Annotated in this window: 16 protein-coding genes; 7 read left to right on the top strand and 9 right to left on the bottom strand. The window is 71.5% G+C overall.

The genetic code is table 11. From position 1 onward, the window contains the following. The first annotated feature begins 135 nt into the window (after window positions 1-135). From ACPPVT_RS09460 to ACPPVT_RS09450, 3 genes are all read left to right on the top strand, one after another. Window positions 136-1,368: a thiolase family protein gene (locus ACPPVT_RS09460; protein WP_426566738.1), complete on the top strand. Its 1,233-nt coding sequence runs from the start codon at window positions 136-138 to the stop codon at window positions 1,366-1,368. Further along, complete coding sequence (locus ACPPVT_RS09455; RefSeq protein ID WP_426566737.1) at window positions 1,368-3,527, top strand: 3-hydroxyacyl-CoA dehydrogenase NAD-binding domain-containing protein; 2,160 nt, start codon at window positions 1,368-1,370, stop codon at window positions 3,525-3,527. The genes ACPPVT_RS09460 and ACPPVT_RS09455 overlap by 1 nt, the downstream gene beginning before the upstream one ends. Before the next feature lie 161 nt (window positions 3,528-3,688). Next, a complete protein-coding gene (locus ACPPVT_RS09450; RefSeq protein ID WP_426566736.1) occupies window positions 3,689-5,734 on the top strand; it encodes an MDR family MFS transporter in 2,046 nt (681 codons plus the stop codon). Here the strand turns inward: ACPPVT_RS09450 and ACPPVT_RS09445 are convergent. Beyond that, a complete protein-coding gene (locus ACPPVT_RS09445) occupies window positions 5,731-7,119 on the bottom strand; it encodes a hypothetical protein (protein ID WP_426566735.1) in 1,389 nt (462 codons plus the stop codon). The genes ACPPVT_RS09450 and ACPPVT_RS09445 overlap by 4 nt on opposite strands. A 217-nt stretch (window positions 7,120-7,336) precedes the next feature. Here ACPPVT_RS09445 and ACPPVT_RS09440 point away from each other — a divergent pair, with 217 nt between their 5' ends. Next, the gene (locus ACPPVT_RS09440) at window positions 7,337-8,239 is read left to right on the top strand and encodes a hypothetical protein (protein WP_426566734.1); all 903 of its coding nucleotides are present in this window, start codon (window positions 7,337-7,339) and stop codon (window positions 8,237-8,239) included. A 9-nt stretch (window positions 8,240-8,248) separates the two neighbouring features. Here ACPPVT_RS09440 and dxs read toward each other — a convergent pair whose 3' ends face one another. The 3 genes from dxs to ACPPVT_RS09425 all read right to left on the bottom strand — a co-directional run bounded on the left by dxs (window position 8,249) and on the right by ACPPVT_RS09425 (window position 12,568). After that, on the bottom strand, window positions 8,249-10,159 hold the full coding sequence (gene dxs, locus ACPPVT_RS09435) for a 1-deoxy-D-xylulose-5-phosphate synthase (RefSeq protein WP_426566733.1): 1,911 nt from the start codon (window positions 10,157-10,159) through the stop codon (window positions 8,249-8,251). 63 nt (window positions 10,160-10,222) lie between these two features. Then, window positions 10,223-10,594: a hypothetical protein gene (locus ACPPVT_RS09430; RefSeq protein ID WP_426566732.1), complete on the bottom strand. Its 372-nt coding sequence runs from the start codon at window positions 10,592-10,594 to the stop codon at window positions 10,223-10,225. A gap of 42 nt (window positions 10,595-10,636) precedes the next feature. Next, window positions 10,637-12,568: a glycoside hydrolase family 9 protein gene (locus ACPPVT_RS09425; RefSeq protein WP_426566731.1), complete on the bottom strand. Its 1,932-nt coding sequence runs from the start codon at window positions 12,566-12,568 to the stop codon at window positions 10,637-10,639. Window positions 12,569-12,696: 128 nt separating this feature from the next. On the opposite strand from ACPPVT_RS09425, the gene xylB reads away from it, so the two are divergent. From xylB to ACPPVT_RS09410, 3 genes are read left to right on the top strand one after another with little or no spacing between them, the layout of a single operon-like run. After that, a complete protein-coding gene (gene xylB, locus ACPPVT_RS09420) occupies window positions 12,697-14,100 on the top strand; it encodes a xylulokinase (protein ID WP_426566730.1) in 1,404 nt (467 codons plus the stop codon). Continuing rightward, window positions 14,100-15,263 carry a xylose isomerase gene (gene xylA / locus ACPPVT_RS09415; protein WP_426566729.1) on the top strand — a complete coding sequence of 388 codons (1,164 nt, stop codon included), beginning with the start codon at window positions 14,100-14,102 and terminating at the stop codon, window positions 15,261-15,263. Before xylB ends, xylA begins: the two co-directional genes overlap by 1 nt. 5 nt (window positions 15,264-15,268) lie before the next feature. Then, complete coding sequence (locus tag ACPPVT_RS09410; protein ID WP_426566728.1) at window positions 15,269-16,462, top strand: ROK family protein; 1,194 nt, start codon at window positions 15,269-15,271, stop codon at window positions 16,460-16,462. Here the strand turns inward: ACPPVT_RS09410 and ACPPVT_RS09405 are convergent. The 5 genes from ACPPVT_RS09405 to acnA all read right to left on the bottom strand — a co-directional run bounded on the left by ACPPVT_RS09405 (window position 16,435) and on the right by acnA (window position 24,246). Beyond that, complete coding sequence (locus ACPPVT_RS09405; RefSeq protein ID WP_426566727.1) at window positions 16,435-17,715, bottom strand: ROK family protein; 1,281 nt, start codon at window positions 17,713-17,715, stop codon at window positions 16,435-16,437. The genes ACPPVT_RS09410 and ACPPVT_RS09405 overlap by 28 nt on opposite strands. Window positions 17,716-17,766: 51 nt before the next feature. Further along, window positions 17,767-19,038: a sugar ABC transporter permease gene (locus tag ACPPVT_RS09400; protein WP_426566726.1), complete on the bottom strand. Its 1,272-nt coding sequence runs from the start codon at window positions 19,036-19,038 to the stop codon at window positions 17,767-17,769. A gap of 46 nt (window positions 19,039-19,084) precedes the next feature. Further along, window positions 19,085-19,933 carry an ATP-binding cassette domain-containing protein gene (locus ACPPVT_RS09395; protein ID WP_426566725.1) on the bottom strand — a complete coding sequence of 283 codons (849 nt, stop codon included), beginning with the start codon at window positions 19,931-19,933 and terminating at the stop codon, window positions 19,085-19,087. Window positions 19,934-20,019: 86 nt separating this feature from the next. Further along, complete coding sequence (locus ACPPVT_RS09390; protein ID WP_426566724.1) at window positions 20,020-21,090, bottom strand: sugar ABC transporter substrate-binding protein; 1,071 nt, start codon at window positions 21,088-21,090, stop codon at window positions 20,020-20,022. A gap of 378 nt (window positions 21,091-21,468) precedes the next feature. Beyond that, window positions 21,469-24,246, bottom strand: a complete 2,778-nt coding sequence (acnA, locus tag ACPPVT_RS09385; protein ID WP_426566723.1) for an aconitate hydratase AcnA — start codon at window positions 24,244-24,246, stop codon at window positions 21,469-21,471. Window positions 24,247-24,273: the final 27 nt, after the last annotated feature.

Raw genomic sequence — 24,273 nt, 5'->3', positions numbered from 1 at the left:
AGACTAGAGCCACCTGGGGTGAGTGGTGTCACACGGGGCCGGGTGACGCGCCAGGTTACCGGCGAGTAGCATCGACCAGACAGCCCGGCGTCCGCCCACTCGGGCGCCGCCACCCCATCCCGCTTGGGAGGAACCGTGCCCCGCGCTCTTCGCGACGTCGTCTTCGTCGATGGTGTCCGCACCCCGTTCGGCAAGGCCGGCCAGAGGGGTGTCTACGCGCAGACCCGCGCGGACGACCTGGTCATCAACTGCATCCGCGAGCTGGTCCGGCGCAACCCCCAGCTTCCGCCGGAGCGGGTGGACGACGTCGCCATCGCCGCCACCACCCAGATCGGCGACCAGGGGCTGACCATCGGGCGCCTGGCCGCGCTGCTTTCCGGGCTGCCGAAGACCGTGCCCGGCTTCTCGATCGACCGGATGTGCGCAGGCGCGATGACCGCGGTCACCACGACGGCGTCCGGCATCGCTTTCGGCGCGTACGACGTGGTGATCGCCGGCGGCGTCGAGCACATGGGCCACCACCCGATGGGCGAAGGCGTCGACCCCAACCCGCGGATCGTCGCCGAGAAGCTGGTCGACCCGTCCGCCCTGGTGATGGGCTCGACGGCCGAGAACCTGCACGACCGGTTCCCGGAGATCACCAAGGAGCGCTCGGACGCGTTCGCCGTCGGCAGCCAGGACAAGCTGGCGAAGGCCTACGCGGACAACAAGATCCAGCCCGACCTGGTGCCGGTCGCGACGCGTCACGACGAGCTCGGCTGGGGGCTGTCGACGGCCGACGAGCCGCCACGTCCCGGCACCACGATGGCGGAGCTGGCCGCGCTGAAGACCCCGTTCCGCCCGCACGGCCGGGTCACCGCGGGCAACGCCGCCGGGCTGAACGACGGCGCCACCGCATGCATCCTCGCCTCCGCCGACACCGCCGACGAGCTCGGCCTGCCGGCCCGGATGCGCCTGGTCGCCTACTCCTTCGTCGGCGTCGAGCCCGAGGTGATGGGGATCGGCCCGGTGCCGGCCACCGAGAAGGCCCTCAAGCAGGCCGACCTGACCATCGAGGACATCGGCCTGTTCGAGCTGAACGAGGCCTTCGCGGTCCAGGTGCTCGCGTTCCTGGACCACTTCGGCATCGCCGACGACGATCCCCGGGTCAACCAGTACGGCGGCGCCATCGCCACCGGGCATCCGCTGGCCTCGTCCGGCGTCCGGCTGATGACCCAGCTGGCCCGCCAGTTCGAGGAGAACCCGCAGGTCCGTTACGGCCTGACCGCGATGTGCATCGGGATCGGCATGGGCGGAGCCGTGATCTGGGAGAACCCGCACCACGCTGATTACGGCAAGGACGTCACGACCGAGGGAGCGGCAGCCTGATGACCACCACCACCTCCGGCCACGACACCACCCAGGTGCGGGCCGACGTCCGCGTCCTGGCCGAGGGCGGCTCTGACGAGCGCGTCACGTCCTTCCACGTGCGCGACGTCGACCTGCCCGGCGGAGCCGGCACGCTCGCCCTGATCACCATGGACAACGGCTTCGACCACACCAAGCCGACCACGCTCGGCCCACGCGGACTGCTCAACCTCTCGGCCGCCCTGGACGCGGTGACGACGCGCGCCGATGCCGGCGAGATCGCCGCGGTGGGCATCACCGGCAAGCCGTTCATCTTCGCCGTCGGCGCCGACCTCAAGGACGTCGGCGCGCTACGCGACCGCGAGCAGGCAGTGACCATCGCACGGTTCGGCCACGACACGCTGCGCCGTCTCGGCGAGCTCGCCGTGCCGTCGTTCGCGTTCGTCAACGGCGCGGTGATGGGCGGCGGGCTGGAGGTCGCACTGCACTGCACCTACCGGACGATCTCGGCCGGCGTCCCTGCCCTCGCCCTTCCCGAGACGTTCCTCGGCCTGGTCCCGGGCTGGGGCGGCAACTACCTGCTGCCCAACCTGATCGGGCCGGCCGACGCCCTCAAGGTCGTCATCGAGAACCCGCTGAACACCAACCGGATGCTCAAGGGGCCGCAGGCCTTCAGGCTGGGCATCGCCGACGCCATGTTCGAGCCGGCCGACTTCCTCGAGCAGTCGCTGCGCTGGGCCGGCTCCGTCGTCCGCGCCGACGTGGTCGTCGAACGGGCCGAGGTGGACCGTGACGAGCAGGTCTGGGAGGCGGCGCTCGCCGCCGCGAAGGGCTTCGTCGACCTGAAGACCGGCGGCGCAGCGCCGGCGCCGTACCGCGCACTGGAGATCCTTCGCCAGGCGCGCACCGCCGACCGGGACGCCGGGTTCGCGGCCGAGGACGACGCGCTGGCCGACCTGATCATGAGCGACGAGTTCCGGGCCGGTGTGTACTCGTTCAACCTCGTGCAGGGCCGGGCCAAGCGGCCGGCCGGCGCGCCCGACAAGAGCCTGGCCCGCCCCGTCACCAAGGTGGGCATCGTCGGCGCCGGGCTGATGGCCAGCCAGCTGGCCCTGCTGTTCGCGCAGCGGCTCGAGGTGCCGGTCGTGATGACCGACCTGGACCAGTCGCGGGTGGACAAGGGCGTCGGCTACGTGCACCGCGAGATAGACGGGCTGCTGGCCAAGCAGCGGATCGGCCCGGACAAAGCGAACAGGCTCAAGGCCCTGGTCGCGGGCTCGACGTCCAAGGACGGCTTCGCGGACGCCGACTTCGTGATCGAGGCGGTGTTCGAGCAGCTGTCGGTCAAGCAGCAGGTGTTCGCCGAGGTCGAGGCGATCGTCTCGGCCGAGTGCGTGCTGGCCACCAACACCTCGTCGCTGTCCATCACCGAGATGGCGGCCGAGCTCGAGCACCCCGAGCGGGTCGTCGGGTTCCACTTCTTCAACCCGGTGGCGATCATGCCGCTGCTGGAGATCGTCCGCGGCGAGCAGACGGACGACGCCACGCTGGCCACCGCGTTCGCCACCGGCAAGACGCTGCGCAAGACCTCGATCCTGGTCAAGGACTCGCCGTCCTTCATCGTGAACCGGCTGCTCGGCCGGTTCATGGGCGAGGTCGGGCGGGTGACCGACCAGGGCACGCCGCTGGAGGTCGCGGACAGCGCGTTCGCAGGTCTGGCGCCGATGCCGCCGTTCGTGCTGCTGGCCCTGGTCGGCCCGGCCATCGCGCTGCACAACTCCGAGACGCTGGCCGGGGCGTTCCCCGACCGGTTCTACGTCTCCGAGAACCTGCGCCGGGTCGTCGCCGCCGGCAAGCCGGGCTTCTACGTCTGGGACGGCCCCAAGCCCAGCCTGGACCCCGAGGTCGCCGCGCTGCTCGAGCAGCCCGCGGAGCCCGTCGTGCTGACCCGTGAGCAGGTGCGCGAGCAGGTGCTGACCGCGCTGGCGGACGAGGCGCGACGGATGCTCGACGAGGGTGTCGTCGCTGCCCCGCAGGACCTCGACCTGGCGATGATCACCGGTGCCGGGTTCTCTTTCTGGAACGGCGGGCTGACGCCGCTGCTGGACCGCTCCGGCGTCGCCGAGCGGGCAGCGGGCGGGCGGTTCCTGGCGACTGGCGTCGCCAGCGTGCCCGCCTGAATCAGGCGTTCACTGGGCACAGATGGGGCAGCTGGCACGCGCCAGGTGCCCCATCTGCGTCACCTCACGATGCTGGCGACCAGGCGGCGCGGCATACTGCGTGATGCCTCGCGTGAGCCGGGGGCCTCCCGGGAGGGGTCGGGGCGCTGAGGAGTCGCGCCGTGGCCACCCAGGTATCCCCGCCGTCCGCCGTCGCCCCCACGCTGACCCGGCGCCAGATCAACGTCGTGTTCGCCACCATCATGCTCGGCATGCTGCTGGCCGCGCTGGACCAGACCATCGTGTCGACGGCGCTGCCGACCATCGTCGGCGACCTCGGCGGCGGCGCCCACGTGTCCTGGGTGGTCACCGCCTACCTGCTGACCGACACCATCGCGGTGGTGCTGGCCGGCAAGTTCGGCGACCTGTTCGGACGCAAGCTGATCTTCCAGCTGAGCGCCGGGATCTTCGTCGGAGCGTCCGCGATGTGCGCGCTCGCACACACGATGAGCTGGCTCGTGGCCTGGCGCGCGGTCCAGGGCGTCGGGGCCGGCGGCCTGATGGTGACCGCGACCGCGCTGATCGCGGACGTCGTCCCGCTGCGCGAGCGCGGCAAGTACCAGGGCGCGCTCGGAGCGGTCTTCGGTGTCACCACCGTGATCGGGCCGCTGCTCGGCGGGCTGTTCACCGACCACCTGTCGTGGCACTGGTGCTTCCTGATCAACCTGCCGATCGGGATCCTGGTGATCGCGATCGCCGCCAAGACGATGCCGTCGACCCGGGCGGCCGGCAAGCCGTCCATCGACTACGCCGGCATCGCCGCCATCTCCGTCGGCGCCGGTGGACTGACCCTGGCGACAAGCCTGGGCGGTACCCAGTTCGACTGGACGTCACCGTTCATCGTCGGGCTGTTCGTGGCCTCGGCCCTGGGCATCGTCGCGTTCGTCTACGCCGAACGCCGGGCCAGAGAACCGATGCTGCCACTGCACCTGTTCAAGAGCGCCGTGTTCTCGATGTCGTCGGTGATCGCCTTCGTCGTCGGCTTCGCCATGCTCGGCGCGATGACCTTCCTGCCGACGTACCTGCAGTACGTGCACGGGGTCTCGGCGACGTCGTCCGGCCTGCGCATGCTTCCGCTCGTGCTCGGGTTGCTCGCGGCGTCCATCGCGTCCGGCACCATCGTCGGTCGCACCGGGAAGTACAAGATCTTCCCGGTCACCGGCTCCGCGCTGTTCACGATCGGTCTGCTGCTGATGTCCACGATGGACGAGAACACCGGCTTCCCGCGGATCTCGCTGTTCATGGTGGTGCTCGGCGTCGGTCTGGGCCTGTGCATGCAGATCCTGACAATCATCGTGCAGAACACGGCGGACTACGCCGACCTCGGCGTCGCGACGTCCGGGGTGACGTTCTTCCGCACTCTCGGCAGCTCGTTCGGCGCCGCGGTCTTCGGTGCCATCTACGCCAGTCGGCTGGAGACGGCGCTGCCCCCGGCGATCGCCGCCTCCGGCTTGCCACCGGAGTCCGTCTCCTCCCCCGCCGTGCTGCACAGCCAACCCGCCGAGGCGATCGCGCCGGTGGTCAGCGCGTACGCAGACGTCCTGCACTCCGTGTTCCTGTACGCCGCTCCGGTCGGCATCGTCGCGTTCGTGCTCGCGCTGTTCCTGCCGGTCGTGCCGCTGCGCGACGCCGCGCGCGCCGGGGCGAGCGACCTGGGCGAAGGGTTCGGCATGGCCGAGGGGTCCGACTCCGAACGCACGCTGGAGGTCGTCCTGGCCCGGCTGATGGGCCGCGAGGGCCAGCGCGAGCTGCCCGCCATCCGGGTCGCCTCCGGGACGGCGCTGGGCGGCGCCGAGACCTGGTGCGTGGCCCAGGTGCTACTGCGCGGGCGGCACAGCGTCCCGACCGACCTGGACACGATCGCGGCGCACACGAACGTGCCCGCGAGCGTGCTGCTGCCGGCCTTCGTGCAGACCCAGAACGCCGGTTACCTCACCGGCGACCCCAGCAGCTGGCAGGTCACCGAGAGCGCGGAACGTGAGTGGGAGCTGTTCAGCTCCGAGCTCAAGTCCTGGCTGCTGAGCCGGCTGCGCACCTCGACGGACCGTCCGTCGGCCGCCGACATCGAGCTGCTCGACACGGCGCTGCGGCGCATGTCGGACCAGCTGCTGGACGAGTACGCGACCCAGGTGAGCCGCCGGCAGCCCGCCCTGGCCGCCGGGGCCTAGCCGAACCAGCGCTGCTGGATAGCCTTCCCGGCGTCCCGCTCGAACTGCGCGCGGGAGATGCCCAGCACGGACCGGAAGACCTTGTCCTGGCTGTCCGCCTCGTCCAGCGGGTCGACCGAGCGGGACAGCTTCGCGTGCAGCCGGAACAGGGTCTTCTGGCCCCACCGCTCGCGGACGTAGGCGCAGGCCAGCGTGCCGGCGGTGTAGTTGCCGTCGACCGTGTCCGCATCGTCGTAGAACTGGACCGAATACGGCAGCGTGAACGTGTAGCGGTGCTTCTCCAGCGCCTGGTGGCTCGTCTCGTCCACCCCGTACCGCACCAGGGCGTCTCGCAGGCCCGTCAGGTGCCAGGCCGTGTACTCGGCGATCCCCTCGACCAGCCAGGTCGGCGTGCCGGTGCCTTCGATGGCGGTCGTCGCCACGTGGGTCACCTCGTGCCGCAGCAGCTCGTCGTCCTCGGCCTTGGACGCCGCACCGTCGACCACGACGCGCATCCCGACCTGCTTGGGGGCCTTGGTCAGCGAGTCGAACCAGGAGAAGCCGTCCAGCACCGGCACAGCGAGCGCGGCGGGCCGGGCGGCCGGGTCCTGCGTGCCGCTCAGGTACGTCGACATCACCTTCTGGTTGCGGGCGCTGTACACGACGACCGAGCCGGGCCAGCGGCCCGCACCCGCAGGCCAGACCTTGCCCACCGCGGCAGCCGCGGCGTCGGCGCGACGCGCCACCGCGGGCAGCGTCGCCCGGTCCCGGACGTCGCCGATCACCACCGAGTGCTTGCCCTGGGCCACCGAGACCTCGCCCACGTCCCATGGCGCTGAGTGCGCCTGGGCCGGCAGCGAGCCGTCCACCTCGTCGTCGGCGACCAGCGCCCAGCCCTGGTCGCGGTGCACCACCGTGAACGCCATCGCCTCGGCCGCGTCGCCGGTGTCGAACCCACGCAACCGGTGGGTCGCCACGACCGCGGCGACGTACGCGGTCGGACCCCAACGCTGCGTGATCGCCCGCACGGTATACGTCCGGTTCGGCACCAGCCGGTAGCCGAAGGCCTGGAACGGGACGCGCCGCAGCCCGCGGAAGATCGCCTCCTGCCGGGTCCGGAACTCGCTCGCCGCCGGGTCGATGTCGGCCAGGAACGCCTGCTGGTCGTGGGCCAGGACGGCGGCCGCGTGCCGGTCCAGGAGCTTCTGCAGCTCGCTGTCCCGGGCCTGCGCGAGGCCGGCTGCCGCCGCTTCGCCGCGCACCGTGGCGTCCGCGCGACGCGACGCTGCCCGGTTGTCGCTGTCTCGGCGCAGGTGCAGCACCACCCCGGTCGTACAACCGGCCAGCAGCACGACGACGGCCACCACACCTGCGACGAACCGCCCGCCGCGCGCCCTCGCACTCACGCAGGAACGATAGGTGCCGTCGGTGGCCCGCACGGCCGACTGCCCGAAGCAGTACCCGCTCGGCCCAGCCGCGGCCGGTCGAGTCGCCGGTCACGCACGGTCACCGGCCGCTGCGGGCCGGCGCGGCGGTGCGCCGATCGGCGGTATCTGCGTCCCACCAGTCACAGCAGTGCACCTCGGTGTGGTCCGCGGCAGCGGCGCCCTCTACCGTTGTCCCGTGCAGAACCCGCCGGAGGACGTGGCCAAGCTGCGCCGCGGCACGTTGGCGGCGAGCGTCCTGCACGACATCCCGCTGGAGCCCCGCGAGGACGGCGTCGTCGTCGGCTCGCAGTGGGACGAGCGCAACGCCTGGACGTCGGTCGGCTGGCACGACCTGGCCCTGGCCGTGGACGGCGCCGACCCCGAGTCGCTGACCGGCCGGCTGCGTCTGCGGGACTGGCTGAACGCCTACGTGACGCTCGCTCAGCTACCCGCCCTGCACGGCGGTGCGCACGCCAAGCCGAGCCGGGCCGTCGCACTGGCGCTGCCCGTCGGGCACCCGCTGCACCCCGGGCAGGACTGGGTCGTCGAGCGGGTCCTCGGTGGTGTGCTGCACGTCGGGATCGGGCTGCGCCGTCCACCCGACGCCGAGCACCACGAGCAGCTTGCGGTGCCGCTGCCCGCGAGTGCCGCCACGGCTGCCGGCATCGACACGCGCCCGTGGTGGAAGGCCATCGCCAAGCATCGCGAGGAGATGGCCGTCCTGGCCGCCGACCGCCTGCAGACCGACGGCGGCGGCATCCTCAAGCCGCTCGGCGGCTGCGACGTGCTGACCCTGCTCAGCGGGCACTGGCTGCGCAAGCACCTGGCGACCGAGGACGGCATCGGGATGCGCGCGGTCGCCGCGCCCATGCGCTCACGCGGCTGGTTCGACCTGGCGCGGATCGACCCGGCGTTCGTCGGTGCCGCCGCGGTGGCCACCGAGCCCGAGCTGCGCGGCGTGCAGCGCCCGCTGCTGGTCACCGCCGAGGAGGTCGGCCTCGCCGTGGCGCTGCTGTCACCCGAAGCACTGGCCCGCACGTCGCTGGCCGACCCCGCAGGGTCCCGCGCCCAGCACCAGCGCGACGTGCTGTTCCGCTGAGCCGGTCGGCTACTGGGAGTCCTCCACCACCGGCGTCCCGTCCATCGCGGGCTCCAGACCAGCCAGCTCCTCGACGATCCGGCGGGTGACGTCCTGCGCGTTCAGACCCAGCGCGGTCAGGATCGCGCCCCGCTCGCCGTGGTCCAGGAACCTCGGCGGGACACCCAACGCGACCACCCTGGTGGACAGGCCGGCATCGGTGACCTCGAGGGCGAGCCGGGCTCCCACACCACCGACCCGTGAGCCGTCCTCGACCACGACGACCAGCCGCACCCCAGCGGCCATCGCGACCAGCTCGGGGTCGACCGGCAGCACCCAGCGCGGGTCCACCACCGTCGCCGACATGCCGTGCGCGGTCAGCCGCTGCGCCACCTCCAGGCCCACCGAGGCCATCGGCCCGACGGTGACGACCAACACATCGGCCCGCGCGCTGCGGTGCAGCACGTCCACCCCACCAACCCGCTCGAGGGCCGGGATGTCCTGTGCCGGAACGGAACCCTTCGAGTAGCGCAGCACGCTCGGTGCGTCGTCGATGACCAGGGCCTCGCGCAGCTCCTCGCGCACCGTGGCCGCATCGCGCGGCGCGGCGAGGTGCAGCCCCGGCACGACCTGCAGCATGGACATGTCCCACACGCCGTGGTGGCTGGCGCCGTCCGGGCCCGTGACCCCGGCCCGATCCAGCACGAAGGTCACGCCGGCCCGGTGCAGCGCGACGTCCATCAGCACCTGGTCGAAGGCACGGTTGAGGAAGGTCGCGTAGACCGCGAACACCGGGTGCAGCCCCGTGAAGGCCAGCCCCGCCGCGCTGGTCGTCGCGTGCTGCTCGGCGATCCCGACGTCGAAGACCCGTTCGGGGAAGGCGGCCTCGAACCTGGCCAGCCCGACCGGGATGCACATGGCCGCGGTCACCCCGACGACGTCAGGGCGCTCGCGCGCGATGCGGACCAACTCGTCCTCGAAGACGTCAGTCCAGGGGATGCCCGAACTCGCCACCCGCTCGCCCGTCTCCGGGTCGATCGGCCCGACGGCGTGGAAGCGGTCACCCTCGTCGGCCAGGGCCGGCGGATACCCGCGGCCCTTCTGGGTGATCACGTGCACCAGCACCGGGCCGCCGTACGAGCGGGCCTGGCGCAGCGCGCGCTCGACGGCCTCGATGTCGTGCCCGTCGACGGGGCCGATGTACTTCAGGCCGAGGTCCTCGAACATGCCCTGCGGGGCGACGATGTCCTTCAGGCCCTTCTTCATGCCGTGCAGGGTGTCGTACATGGCAGGCCCGACGACCGGCGTGCGGCCGAGCGCCTGCTTGCCCCAGGACAGGAACCTCTCGTAGCCGCGGGTGGTGCGCAGCGTGGCCAGGTGCTGGGCCAGGCCACCCGTCGTCGGCGCGTACGAGCGCTCGTTGTCGTTGACCACGATGGTCAGCGGCAGGTCCTTGTCGGCGGCGATGTTGTTGATGGCCTCCCAGGCCATCCCGCCGGTCAGCGCGCCGTCCCCGATCACGGCGACCACGTGGCGGTCCTTCTCGCCGCGCAGCCGGTAGCCCTTGGCGATGCCGTCCCCCCAGGACAGCGCCGTCGTGGCGTGCGAGTTCTCGACGACGTCGTGCACGCTCTCGGTACGTGAGGGGTAGCCGGATAGCCCGCCGGCGCTGCGCAGCCCGTCGAAGTCCTGACGCCCGGTCAGGAGCTTGTGGACGTACGACTGGTGGCCGGTGTCGAAGACGACGGTGTCGTGCGGCGAGTCGAAGACGCGGTGGATGGCGATGGTCAGCTCGACCACTCCGAGATTGGGGCCGAGGTGACCACCGGTGCGGGCGACCGCGGTGACCAGGAAGGAGCGGATCTCCCCGGCGAGGGCCTGGGCCTCGTCCCGGTCGAGCCGTCGCAGGTCGCGCGGCCCCTGGATCTTCTCGAGGAGCATCCGGTCAGTCTAGGTGCGCGCGGCCTTCTGCGGCTCCCCAGCCCGGCTGGGCCGACTCGGTCTTCACAACCTCGGCACGTAGCGCAGCCCCCGCAGCGCGTCCCCGACCAGTCGGACGGCTCGGTGCAGCTCGAGCAGCCGGGCGTGCTCGTGGTCGAGGGCGACCATGAACGCGTCCAGTGCGGTGGGGTCCAGGTGCTCGCGCAGGTCGGCCCGCGCCTCGGCGCGGGCCGCCGCGTTCGCCCGGCCCTGCGCGGTGACGTGCAGCAGCGCCAGCCAGGCCAGCGCCACCGGCTGCGAGCGCAGCACGGGGTGCGCGCGGTACTCGGACGGACACTGGTCCAGCAGCCAACCCACCGCACTGCGTTGCCAGCCCGGCGACTGCGGCGGCCGCACCGCGACCGGCCAGCCGGGGGGCAGGTGGACGTCGCTCACCCGTCCATCCTGGCCGATGGCCGCCGAGCACCCCAGCCGGGCTCAGCCGACGCCTGCCGCCAGGGCGAACGCCAGCGCGGCGCTGGCGGTGAAGTCGTCGGCCGGTTCGACGGTCTGCCAGGAGCGGACGTCGTCCACGTAGGCGCTGCCCTGGCCGTTGAACGGTGCGTTGACATCGACCCCGTCCGCCGGGCAGGTGCGGCCCTCGTCGAAGAACTCACCGAGGCCGTCGTCGAACAGAGACGCGTCGTTCGGCCCGTTGACCACCGCGCCGCGCAGCACCTTGCGGCCGGTGGAGTCGCCGGACAGGTTGGCCACCACGTGCTGCGGGCACCGGGGGTAGCTGGTCCCGACGCCGATCATCAGGGACTGGCCCCACGGGTTGGCGCCGAGCACCCAGCCGAGCTGGCCGGCACCGAACCAGGTGTACCTGCTGCCGCCGGCCACCCCTCGGTAGAGCGAGGCGGTCGCGGCCAGGCCGAAGGTGTGCGAGGCCACGTCGAAGTCGTCCTGCCGACCGCCGGCCCGGAACGGGTCGCCCGCCGCGCGGTGGACGCCGATGGCGAGCTGGGCGCGCAGGTCCGCGGTCAGCGCCGCCACCGTCCCGGCCGACCGGATCGGCTGGGCCCGTTGCAGGGCGCCGGCGAGCTCGGCGTGCGCGATGGCGCTGACGTCGTACAGGTTCAGCGTGTCCGAGCCGGCCTCGTGCGCGCGGTACTGCCGCGCCCAGTGGGTGGCGACGTCCAGCCAGTGCTGCTCGCCGGATAGGTGCAGCGCCCGGGTCGCGTCGGCCAGCTCGACCGCCCCCAGCTCGAGGTCGTCCCGCCAGGACGACTCGGGGTAGAACGCGTGCGGCAGTGCGGTGACGACGTCCGACTCGGTGACGCCCGTCGAGCGTGCCCGCGAGTAGATCTGGATGGCGGTGGCCAGCTCGGCCCCAGCCCGGCGCGGGGCACGCGCGGCGTCCACCTGGGCGGCCAGCGCGAAGGACGCCGCCACCCGGCCGGCCAGGTTGGGCGCCAGCCGGCCTGGACGGGCGTCGGTCACGAAGGCCGGCCGGTGCGCGAGGTAGCGGTTCTGCGGGCCGGGCAATCCGTCGTCCACCTCGGGCAGCCGCCACAGGTCGTGGTCGCCGTTGAACGTGCCGTCCGCGTTGCCGGACCCGATGCCCACCTGGATCACCATGCGGTCGTTGGCCGGGTCCCAGGTCTTGGCCAGCCACTCCAGGCCGTAGCGGGTCTCGCGGTCCAGGGACGACGGTGCACTGGCGCCCAGGTCGCGCTGGGCGATCAGCAGCAGGGCGTCGCTGTAGGCCGTGGTGTGGGTGAACTTGACGAAGTCGCCGGCGTCGAACCACCCGCCCTCGACGTCCACCGGCGGACCGCTCGCGCGGTGCAGCGACGACCCGACGATGACGTCGCTGTCCGGGTCCTCGTAGGTCGGCCAGTCGTAGACGTCGGCGCGCGCGTCGTTGAGGTGAGAAGGCCTGCGCTGCAACGGTCCTGGGACGACGTCGGCGCCGTCCCGCTGGGCCTGGAAGAACGCGACGGTGTCGGCCACGCGGGGCAGGTACAGCTGCCGCGCGGACGCGATCCGAAAGGCCGGCGACCGGCTGCCGAGCGCCTCGACGTGGTAGGTGCCGGCTCGCTTCAGCGCGGTCAGGTCCGCGGTGAACACCGCGCCGTAGGTGGCGTTCCAAGGCCCGCGGCTGCTGCCGGTGCGCCCGCGCAGGACGACGTGACCGCGGCCGTCGCGAACCGTGAAGTGCGGTGCCGCGACCGAACGTGCGGTCATCACGTAGGCGACCTTGGCGGCGGCGGCCGGGTACCCGAGCTGATCGACCCGGACGACGGTCGGCGGGCCCGCGCGTCCGCTGGACGCCGCCACGGCCGGACCGGACGCCGCGACGACCAGCGCGAGCGCGACGGCGCAGACCAGGACGAGCACGGGCTTGGTCCAGGACGAACGACGCACGGCCACTCCTAATAGGAAACTTCTTTTCCTACTAATCTCCGTCCATCCTGCCTCGGCGGGCGACTCGGCGCAAGACCCTCGGCGCGCTGGTCTTGACTTAGTTCACGACTCGAACGAAGATGCTGTTCATGCCATCGCAGTCATCCGACCTGGTGCTCGGCGTCGACTCCTCGACGCAGTCGGTCAAGGCCCTCCTGGTCCGCGCGGACGACGGCACCGTCGTCGACCAGCGCAGCGCACCGCACCCGGACGGCACCGAGGTCGACCCGCAGGCCTGGCTGGACGCCCTGGACGAGGTGAGCGCCGACCTGCTGCCCCGCGCCGCGGCGGTCGCGGTCGGCGGCCAGCAACACGGCATGGTTGCCCTGGACGCCGGCGGCGATGTGGTCCGCCCAGCGCTGCTGTGGAACGACACCCGGTCCGCGCAGGCCGCGCAGCAGCTGGTGCAGTCGTGGGGCGGACCGCAGGCGTGCGCCGCGGCGGTCGGGTCGGTCCTGGTCGCCTCGTTCACCGCGACCAAGCTGCGCTGGCTGCGTGACCACGAGCCGGCGAACGCCGAGCGGGTGCACCAGGTGCTGCTCCCGCACGACCTGTTGACCTGGCACCTGACCGGCCGCTCGCACGAACCGACCACCGACCGCGGCGAGGCCTCCGGCACCGGCTACTTCTCCCCCGCCACGAGCGCCTGGCGCCCTGACCTGGCCACCGATGCTCTCGGCCACGACGTGCGGCTCCCCCGCGTCGCCGCACCGGACGAGGTCGTCGGGCGCTCCGCGAGCGGCGCTGTCGTGGCACCTGGCACCGGGGACAACATGGCCGCCGCGCTCGGCCTCGGACTGCGCCCGGGAGACGTCGCCGTCTCGGTCGGCACCTCCGGCGTCGCCTCTGCGGTGGCGGCCACCGCGTGCGCGGACCCGACCGGCGACGTCGCCGGCTTCTGCGACGCCGCCGGTGCCTACCTGCCGCTGGTCTGCACGCTCAATGCCGCCCGGGTGCTCGACACCACGGCCCGGCTGCTCGGCACCGACCACGACGGCCTCTCCGCCCTGGCCCTGGACGCGCCCTCGGGCGCCGGCGGGGTGACGCTGCTGCCCTACTTGGACGGCGAGCGCACCCCGAACCGGCCGCAGGCCCGCGGGACGCTGCACGGGATCACCACCGCGACCGGTCCGGAGCACCTGGCCCGGGCCGCCGTCGAGGGCCTGCTCTGCTCGCTGGCTGACGCCGTGGACCGGCTCGCCGGGGTCACCGGCGTCGCGGTCGAGCGGGTCGTCCTGCTCGGCGGCGGGGCGCGCAGCCGCGCCGTCCGCGAGCTGGCGCCCGCGGTTTTCGGCCGGCCCGTCGTCGTCCCCGGGGAGTCCGAGTACGTCGCACTCGGCGCCGCCCGACAGGCCGCCTGGTCGCTGTCCGGAGCGGACGCGCCGCCGTCCTGGAGCCTGCCGGACCCCCTCACCTTCGAAGCCGAACCCACCCCGCACGTCCGCGAGGCCTACGCCAGGCTGCGCGACCGAACCGATGACTGGAGCTCCTGATGCAGATCCCCGCACCGTCCCCCACCGACAAGTTCTCCTTCGGGCTGTGGACCGTCGGCTACCAGGGTCGCGACCCGTTCGGTGAGCCCACCCGCGGCCCGCTGGACCCGGTCCGCTCCCTGCACGAGCTGGCCGCGCTGGGTGCGTACGGCGTGAACTTCCACGACAACGACGTGATCCCGTTCGGCGTGGACGACGCCGAGCGCCAGCGGATCATCGACCGGTTCACCAAGGGCCTGGCCGACACCGGCCTGGTGGTGACGACCGCGACCACGAACCTGTTCACCCACCCGGTGTTCAAGGACGGCGGCTTCACCGCCAACGACCGCGACGTGCGCCGGTACGCGATCCGCAAGGTCATGCGCAACATCGACCTGGCGGCCGAGCTCGGTGCGAAGACCTACATCTGCTGGGGCGGCCGCGAGGGTGCCGAGTTCGGGGCGTCCAAAGACATCCCGGCTGCGCTGGACCGGTACCAGGAGGCGTTCAACCTGCTGGGCGAGTTCGTCACCGACCGCGGCTACGACCTGAAGTTCGCCATCGAGCCCAAGCCGAACGAGCCGCGCGGGGACATCCTGCTGCCCACGGTCGGCCATGCGCTCGCCTTCATCGAGACCCTCGACCGGCCCGAGCTCGTCGGGGTCAACCCGGAGATCGGCCACGAGGAGATGGCCGGGGTCAACGCGGCGCACGGCTACGCGCAGGCGCTCTGGCAGGGCAAGCTCTACCACATCGACCTCAACGGCCAGAACGGTCCGAAGTTCGACCAGGACCTGCGCTTCGGCGCCGGCAACGTACGCGGTGCCTTCTGGATCGTCGACACGCTGCTGGCCGGCGGGTACGACGGGCCGGTGCACTTCGACTACAAGCCCTCGCGCACCGAGGACGACGCCGGCGTCTGGGTCAGCGCCGCGGCCTGCATGCGCAACTACCTGATCCTTCGCGAGAAGGTGCGCGCCTTCCGCGCCGACCCCGAGGTGCAGCAGGCGCTGGTCGCCTCCCGGCTGGACGAGCTCGCGGTGCCGACGCTGGACGCCGGCGAGGGCTGGCAGGCGCTGGAGCAGGCGGACCTGGCCGACCCGGAGGTGCTGGCCGCCCAGGGGATGGCGTTCGAGCACCTCGACCAGCTGGCCCTGGAGCACCTGTACGGCGTCCGCGGCTGAGCGCGGTGTCATCGTCCCTACCGGCCGGCGCCCCGGCGGCGACCGACCGGCTGCGGCGGGACAACAGCGCGCTGCTGCTTCGCTCGCTGCGCGACGACGGCCCGGCCAGCCGGGCGGCCCTCGCCCAGCGCACCGGGCTGGCCAAAGCCACGGTCTCGACGATCGTGGCGGACCTGGTCGCGGCCGGTGCCGTCCGCGACGGTGCCGCCCAGCCGGAGGTCGCGGCGACCGGGCGATCGGGTCGACCCGGTCGCCCGGTCACCCTGGCCGGCTCGCACCCGGTCGGGCTCGGCCTGGAGGTCAACGTCGGATACCTGGCGGCGACGGCGCTGGACCTGTCCGGTCAGGTGGTACTCAGCACCCAGGTGCCGCTCGCCGCCGAGCAGTCCGGGCTCGCCCGGCTGGTCGCGCTGGCCCGCGACAGCGTCGACCGGCTGGCCACGGACGGACGCAAGGTGCTCGGCGTCACGGTGGCCGTGCCCGGCCAGGTCGACCTGGGCACCGGTCGGGTGATCGACGCCCCCAACCTGCAGTGGCACGACCGGGACGTCGCCGCCGTGCTGACGCAGGCGCTGGGCGAGACCAGCGTCCTGGTCGACAACGACGCGAACTGCGCCGCGGCGGGAGAGTCCGCGTTCGGCGCCGCGCGGGGCATCGCCGACCTGCTCTACCTGACCGGCACGGTGGGTATCGGCGCCGGGCTGGTGGTCGGCGGGCAGGTCCGTCGCGGAGCGCACGGGCTGGCCGGCGAGGTGGGTCACGCACCGCTGGGCGAGCCCGGGCGGCGCTGCGTCTGCGGGCGAAGCGGCTGCTGGGAGACCGCGATCGGGCTGCGCGCCCTGCTTCGCGAGACCGGCACCGAGCAGGACCTGGACGGCCGCGACCCGGTCGCGGTGGCCATCGAGATCGCCGCGAGGTGCGCCGTCGACGACACCGTCCAGGCCGGAGTGGGACGCCTGGCGCGCTCTCTCGCAACGGGTCTGGCCACCCTGGCCGCGACGCTCGACCCGCAGCTGATCGTACTGGGCGGGTCCTTCGTCCCGCTCGGCCCGTGGCTGTTGCCGGTGGTGACCCGCGAGCTGGACGCCGTCAGCAGCTGCCGGGTGGAGCTGAGCACCCTCGGGCTGCACGCTGCGTCCACCGGCGCGGCGGCAGCCGTGCTCGGCGACGTCTACGCCGGGACGCTCGCCCTGGACTGATCGCGCAGGCCGTGCTCGGGTGCCGCCGTGGCGGTGATCGCGTCCCGGCAGGCCTCCGAGAGCGCCCGGGCCGGGTCGGCCAGCAGGTACTCGAACGCCTTCTCCGCGCCACCGATCAGGACCGCGTCGCCACCGAGCATCGGCACCACGACGTGCACCTGCTCTCGAGGTGCCTCCAGGGCCGAGTCGGTCAGCGCCTGCAGCGCCTGTGCCTGGACCACCGGGAACAGCGCCCGGAAGAGCCCACCCAGGACGACCACCTCGGGGTTCAGCACGTTCACCACACTGCCCAGCCCGACGCCCAGGTACCGGCCAACCTCACGCAGGGCGGCCGACGGGCGCTCAACCTCCGCCAGCCGCTGCATCACCTCGTCGAGCTCGCCGTCGTCCAGCTTCAGGGCCCGTGAGATCGCCGGCAGGCAGACCTCGGTCTCCCAGCAACCCGTACTGCCGCAACGGCAGACCCGCCCGCGGGAGTTCACGATCAGGTGCCCGAGCTCACCGGCGTAGCCGCCGATGCCCTGCAACGGGTGCGCGTCCACGATGACGCCACCGCCAAGACCCACGTCCCCCATCAGGAAGACCACGTTGTCGTAGCCGACGCCGGCACCGCGGGTGTGCTCGGCGAGCACGCCGAGGTCGGCGTCGTTGCCGACGTGCAGCAACACCGGAAGGCTCATCCGCTCGCGCAGCAGCTGGGCGAACGGGACATCGTGCCAGCCCAGGTTCGGCGCGAACCGGACCACGCCGTCCCGCTCGCGCACCACACCGGGGACACCGAGGCCGATCCCGAGCAGCGCGCTGCCCGGCGGGGCGGAGCTGACGATCTGCCGGATCAGTCGCACCACCGCGGTCGCGACCGCGGCCGGGCTGTGTGAGACCGGGGTCCGCCCGCTGGCTCGTTGCAGAACGTCGCCGCCGAGCCCGATCCTGGCCACCTGCAGGACCTTGACCCCGACGTCGACCGCGATGACGTAGACCGCGTCGCTGCTCGGGCGGACGTCCAGCGAGGGCCGGCCGGCCGGACGTCGTCCGCCCGGCCGCTCGCTGGGGGCCGTCTCGACGACGGCACCCAGCTCGACCAGCTCGCCCACCAGTGCGCCGATCGTGCTGCGGTTCAAGCCCATCCGGACCGTCAGCTCGGCGCGGGACAGCTGCCCGTCGTGGTGCAGGTGAGCCAGCACCGTGCCGAGGTTGTGCCGACGCACGGCCTCTTGGTTCGTCCCGGTACCAGGACGTCGTGCAGTAGCCAAGTCGTCACCTCCCCCTCAGCCGGTCGGCCAATGTCACGGCCATGTCCCTGCTCAGTGACCGGTCGCGCTGCGACGACGGCGCGAGATCGCGTCGACCGAGGCAGCCAGCAGCAGCACGCCACCAGTCACCAGGTAGTTGACGTACGCGTCCAGGCCCAACAGGCCCAGGCCGTTGTCGATGGTCGCGATCACGAGACCACCGATGACGGCGTCGCGGGCCTTGCCCTTGCCGCCGAAGAGGCTGGTGCCGCCGATGACGGCCGCGCCGACCGCGTAGAGCAGGGTGTTGCCGGCGCCGGCGTCGGGTGTCACCGCGTTGAGCCGCGAGGCCGCGATGATGCCGGACAGCGCGGCCATCGACGAGCAGATCATGAACACCGAGATCCGGATCCGGCCGACGTCGATGCCGGCGCGACGCGCCGCCTCGGAGTTGCCGCCGACCGCGTAGACGTGCCGGCCGTACCCGGTGCGGCCGAGGATCAGCGTCCAGAACACCAGCAGGACGGCGACGATCGGCACGACGTACGGGATGCCGGCGACCACGACGGTGGGCACGCGGGCGCGGTTCGCGTTCAGGACGTAGGTGAAGGCCAGCAGGATCACGGCCATCCCGATCACCCGGATCAGCACCAGCGCGAACGGCGGGTGCTGCAGGTTGTGAGCGATCTGACGCCGTAGGCGCAGCAGCTGCACGAGCGCGTAGAGGACGGACACCACGACCGCGAGCACCCAGCCCCAGGCCACGGGCAGGTTGCTGTTCGCGATGCCGACGATGACGTCGTTGCGCACCGGGACGGTGCCACCCTCACCGATCAGCTTCAGCGTGATGCCTTGCAGCCCAAGGAAGAACGCCAGGGTGACGACGAACGACGGGATGCCGAGCCGGGACACCAGCAGGCCGATCAGGGTGCCGATCACGAAGCCGGTCACCACACCACCGACGACGGCGAGCGGCCAGCCCCAGCCCTTGTCGTTGATCAGGATCGCCATCACGCCGGCCGAGGCACCGCCGGCGACACCGGCGGACAGGTCGATCTCGCCGAGCAGCAGCACGAAGATCAGGCCCATGGCCAGCACGCAGATCGGGCCGGCCTGCACGGTCAGGTTGGCCAGGTTGCCGAACGACGGGAACGTGTCCGGCCGAAGGATCGTGAAGACCAGACCGAGCACGATCAGCCCGAGGACGGCGGGCAGAGCGCCCATGTCACCGCCGCGGAGCTTGTCGACGTACTCGCGGGTCGCGCCACCGAGCGTCACGGCGCGCTCGTCACCCGTGAAGTCGGTGCCGGCGACGCTGGCCTCGTCGCTGGAGGTCGTCGTCATGTTCTGCTCCCTCGCAAGTGCTGTGAAGTGGTGGGCGGTCGCGCCGTCAGGCGGACTCGGCCGCGGTGGCCTTGGAGATGCCGAGGTCGCCGGAGCGGCCCGCAGTGATCAGCTCGACCACGCGGCTGTGGTTGACCTCCGAGGCGGCCACGTCAGCCGCCACCCGGCCGAGGTACAGCGCGGTGATGCGATCCGCGACCTCGAAGACGTCGACCATGTTGTGCGAGATGAGCAGCACGCCCAGACCGTGGTCGGCCAGCCGACGCACCAGGTCAAGGACCTGCCGGGTCTGCGCCACCCCCAGCGCGGCGGTGGGCTCGTCGAGCAGCACCACCTTGGAGTTCCACAGCACGGCCTTCGCGATGGCCACCGACTGGCGCTGACCGCCGGACAGGCTGGCCACCGACTGGCGGACCGACTTGATCGTGCGCACCGACAGCGAGGCCAGGGTCTTGCGGGCCTGGTCCTCCATCGCGCCCTCGTCCAGCAGAAGGCGGGACTTGCTCTCGCGGCCGAGGAACATGTTCTCGACGATGTCGAGGTTGTCGCAGAGCGCGAGGTCCTGGTAGACGATCTCGATCCCCAGCGCCGCAGCGTCCTTGGGGCCGCTCACCTCGACCGGGCGGCCCTCGTAGAGGTAGTCGCCCGTGTCGGCGGAGTAGATCCCGGCGATGGTCTTGACCAGCGTCGACTTGCCGGCGCCGTTGTCGCCCACCAGCGCGGTGACCTGGCCCGGGTAGATCGCCAGGTCGACGTCGTGCAGCACGTGCACGGCGCCGAAGCTCTTGTTGATGCCGCGCAGCTCGAGCAGCGGCTGGCCCGGATCAGTGGCCGGGCGCTTGGTCGCGTCGGCGTCGGCCGGGGTGTTCGGGGCGGGTACGGCGGACTCGGTCATGACCTCTCCTTCGAAGCTCCTGGACGCATCGTGCCACCGGGTGGCTCCGGTGCCGAGTCGGCACCGGAGCCACCACGGTCAGCGCGTCAGGAGACGCCGTGCTTCGTGCAGAGCTCGGCGTAGGTGCCGGTGCAGACCTCGGCGGCGCTGGCGCCACCGTCGGACACGACGTCCTTCACCGTGTCAATGGTGATGGACTTCGGGTCCAGCAGCACGGACGGGACGTCGCGGTTGCCCGTGTCGTCACGCGTGGTGCCGGTCGTGGTGCCCTTCTCGCCCTTGGTGATCGCGATGGCCAGGTCAGCCAGAGCGCCGACCTCTTCCTTCGCGGACTTGTAGACCGTCATGCACTGGCTGCCGTCCAGGACGTTCTGCAGACCCTGAACGGTTGCATCCTGACCCGTCACCGGAACCTTGCCGGCGAGGTGGTTCTTCTTCAGGATCGCGATCGCCGCGTTGCCCAGGCCGTCGTTGGCCGCGAGCACGCCGTCGATCTTGCCCTTCTGCTGGGTGAACATCTGCTCGAAGATCGTGCCGGCCTTGGTGTTGTCCCAGTCCGGAACGGGCTGCTCGGCGACCTTCGTGAAGTTGGTGTTCTTGTCCAGCACCGCGTGTGCGCCGGCTGCGAACAGCGTGGCGTTGTTGTCGGTCGGCGAGCCGTTCAGGAAGACGATGTTCGCCTTCTTGTCGGCGCCCAGGCAGGTCTGCAGACCCTCACCCTGGAGCGTGCCCACCTTGCTGTTGTCGAACGACACGTAGTAGTCCGCGCTACCACCGAGCGTCAGCCGGTCGTAGTCGATGTTCGCGATGCCGGCCTTCTTGGCCTTGGCCTGGATGGCCGCACCCGAGTCGGAGTCGAGGTTGACGATCGCCAGGACGGTGACGCCCTGCGTGATCATCTGGTCCGCGATGGTCTGCATGCGGTTCTTGTCACCCTGGGCGTTGTCGATGATCGCGGGGATGCCCGCGTCCTTGAACGCCTTCTCCAGTGCCGGACGGTCGGAGGACTCCCACCGAGCGGACGACTTGGTGTCGGGCAGGATGACCCCGATCTTGCCCTTCGACGCTGTCTTGCTCGAACTGCTCGACGCGTCGTCGCTGCTGTTCCCACACGCAGTCAGCGCGAGAGCCACACCCAGGGCCCCAATCGCTGCCACGTAGCGCTTGCCTACCACTCCAGACCGCCTCCTCGACCGGCGCACGTCCGTCACGTGTTAGACACGTCGACGCTACGTGGGCGTAATTGTTGTGAGCGACAACGTATGGGTCCGAGGTGCCGTCGTCCAGTGGTTCGACACAACAAATAGGTCTCGGGAGTATCACGTTGAGCACGAGTCAGGCAGATCGGACAGCCGATGTGCCGAATGCTGCCATAGTTCACCGTCCGTAGCCAGGGGGTTACGGTGACGAACTTCTGGTGACGTCCTGGGATGGGACACCCGGTCGATCCAGGTGTCACGACTGCACGACGAGGCCCCGTGAGCGGACGCTTCCGTCCGCTCACGGGGCCTAGTGCCACAACACCTTCCGGCCGGTCAGCCCACCAGTGAGCGCAGCACGTACTGCAGGATGCCGCCGTTGCGGTAGTAGTCCGCCTCGCCCGGGGTGTCGATCCGCACCCGCGCGTCGAACCGGACGTCGCCAGCGCCGTCCTTGCTCGCCACGACCTGCACGGTGCGCGGCGTGCTGCCCTCGTTCAGCTCGGTGACCCCGGTGATGCTGAACGTCTCGCTGCCGTCCAGACCGAGGGACTGCGCCGACTCGCCGTCCGGGAACTGCAGCGGCAGGACGCCCATGCCGATCAGGTTGGACCGGTGGATCCGCTCGTAGGACTGCGCGATGACGGCACGGACGCCGAGCAGCGCGGTGCCCTTGGCCGCCCAGTCGCGGCTCGAGCCGGAGCCGTACTCCTTGCCTGCCAACACAACCAGCGGGATCCCGGCCTCGGCGTAAGCCTGCGCCGCGTCGTAGATCGACGCCTGCTCGCCGGTCAGCAGGTTCTTGGTGAACCCGCCCTCCACGCCGTCCAGCATCTGGTTGCGCAGCCGGATGTTGGCGAACGTGCCGCGGATCATCACCTCGTGGTTGCCGCGCCGCGAACCGTAGGAGTTGAAGTCCCGCCGCTGCACACCGTGCTCGGCCAGGTACTGCCCGGCCGGGCTGTCCGCCTTGATCGAGCCCGCCGGGCTGATGTGGTCGGTGGTCACCGAGTCGCCGAGCAGGGCGAGCACCCGCGCACCCTCGACGTCCGTCACCGGCGCCGGGTCGGGCTGCATGCCCTCGAAGTACGGCGGCTTGCGCACGTACGTCGACTCGCCGTCCCAGTCGAACGTGTCGCCGGTCGGGGTCGGCAGCGACTGCCACCGCTCGTCGCCGGCGAACACGTCGGCGTAGTCGCGGGTGAACATGTCGCGGTTCAGCGAGCTCGCGATCACCTGGTCGACCTCAGCCGGTGCCGGCCAGATGTCGCGCAGGTAGACGTCGTTGCCGTCGTGGTCCTGCCCCAGCGCGTCGGTCTCGAAGTCGAAGTCCATCGTCCCGGCCAGTGCGTACGCGATCACCAGGGGCGGTGAGGCCAGGTAGTTCATCTTAACGTCCGGGTTGATCCGGCCCTCGAAGTTGCGGTTGCCGGACAGCACCGAGACCACGGCGAGGTCCTGCTCGTTCACCGCCGCGGAGACCTCGTCGATGATCGGGCCGCTGTTGCCGATGCAGGTGGTGCAGCCGTAGCCGACCAGGTGAAAGCCGAGCTTCTCCAGGTACGGCGTCAGGCCGGCCTTGTCGTAGTAGCCGGTGACCACCTTGCTGCCCGGCGCCAGTGAGGTCTTGACCCAGGGCTTGCGCTCCAGGCCCGCCTCGACCGCCTTCTTCGCCAGCAGCCCGGCGCCGACCATCACCGACGGGTTGGACGTGTTGGTGCAGCTGGTGATCGAGGCGATCGCCACCGAGCCGTGGTCGATCTCGACCTCCTGGCCGTCCAGCGAGATCCGGGTCGGGCGGCTGATCCGCCGCTCGACGTCGCCGTCGTGAACCGGCGCGCCGTTCTGCGGCTGCGCCGAGTCGGGGGTCGGCGGGTCGGACGCCGGGAAACTGTCCCCCAGCACCGAGTCGCCCTCGCGCTTGCTCACGTACGCGGGCAGCACCTCGCGGAACCCGGCCTTGGCGGCCGACAGCTCGACGCGGTCCTGCGGGCGCTTCGGCCCGGCGATGCTCGGCACCACCGTGGACAGGTCGAGCTCGAGGTGCTCGCTGAAGCGCGGCTCGACCGACGCGTCGTGCCACAGGCCCTGCTCCTTGGCGTAGGCCTCGACCAGGGCCACCTGGGAGTCGTCGCGGCCGGTCAGCCGCAGGTAGTCCAGGGTCACGTCGTCGATCGGGAAGATCGCACAAGTGGAGCCGAACTCCGGGCTCATGTTGCCGATGGTGGCGCGGTTGGCCAATGGCACCGCGGCGACCCCGGCGCCGTAGAACTCGACGAACTTGCCGACCACCCCGTGCTCGCGCAGCTGCTCGGTGATGGTCAGCACGACGTCAGTGGCCGTCGCACCGGCCGGGATCTCGCCGGTCAGCCTGAAGCCGACGACGCGCGGGATGAGCATGGACACCGGCTGGCCGAGCATGGCCGCCTCGGCCTCGATGCCGCCGACGCCCCAGCCGAGGACGCCGATGCCGTTGACCATCGTGGTGTGTGAGTCGGTGCCCACACAGGAGTCCGGGTAGGCGCGCAGCTCGCCGTCCACCTCGCGGGTCATCACGGTGCGCGCCAGGTGCTCGATGTTGACCTGGTGGACGATGCCGGTGCCCGGCGGGACGACCTTGAAGTCGTCGAACGCGCCCTGGCCCCAGCGCAGGAACTGGTATCGCTCGCCGTTTCGCTGGTACTCGAGCTCGACGTTGCGGGCGAAGGCGTCCTCGCGGCCGAAGACGTCGGCGATGACGGAGTGGTCGATGACCATCTCGGCCGGGGCGAGCGGGTTGATCTTGGCCGGGTCCCCGCCGAGCTCCTTGACGGCCTCGCGCATGGTGGCCAGGTCGACGATGCACGGCACGCCGGTGAAGTCCTGCATCAGCACCCGGGCCGGGGTGAACTGGATCTCGGTGTCCGGCTCGGCGTCCGGGTCCCAGCCGGCGAGCGCCCGGACGTGGTCGGCGGTGATGTTCGCGCCGTCCTCGGTGCGCAGCAGGTTCTCCAGCAGCACCTTGAGGCTGTAGGGCAGGTCGCCGGCGCCCTCGATGCCGCTCAGCCGGAAGATCGTGTAGGTGTCGTCGCCGACCGTCAGGTCGCCCTTGGCACCGAAGCTGTCCTGGCTCACCGCTGCTCCTCCGTCTACCGGTGCGCA

This window comes from Angustibacter sp. McL0619, assembly GCF_049994355.1.
Lineage (GTDB): Bacteria > Actinomycetota > Actinomycetes > Actinomycetales > Angustibacteraceae > Angustibacter.
Note: the sequence above shows the minus strand (reverse complement) of the source record. Positions and strands in the feature narration are given on the sequence as shown.

Bases quoted from the DNA above. Each gene is read 5' to 3' on its own strand.
- ACPPVT_RS09455 (WP_426566737.1), top strand. From the start codon at position 1,368: ATGACCACCACCACCTCCGGCCACGACACCACCCAGGTGCGGGCCGAC.
- dxs (WP_426566733.1), bottom strand. From the start codon at position 10,159: ATGCTCCTCGAGAAGATCCAGGGGCCGCGCGACCTGCGACGGCTCGAC.
- xylB (WP_426566730.1), top strand. From the start codon at position 12,697: ATGCCATCGCAGTCATCCGACCTGGTGCTCGGCGTCGACTCCTCGACG.
- xylA (WP_426566729.1), top strand. From the start codon at position 14,100: ATGCAGATCCCCGCACCGTCCCCCACCGACAAGTTCTCCTTCGGGCTG.
- ACPPVT_RS09400 (WP_426566726.1), bottom strand. From the start codon at position 19,038: ATGACGACGACCTCCAGCGACGAGGCCAGCGTCGCCGGCACCGACTTC.
- ACPPVT_RS09395 (WP_426566725.1), bottom strand. From the start codon at position 19,933: ATGACCGAGTCCGCCGTACCCGCCCCGAACACCCCGGCCGACGCCGAC.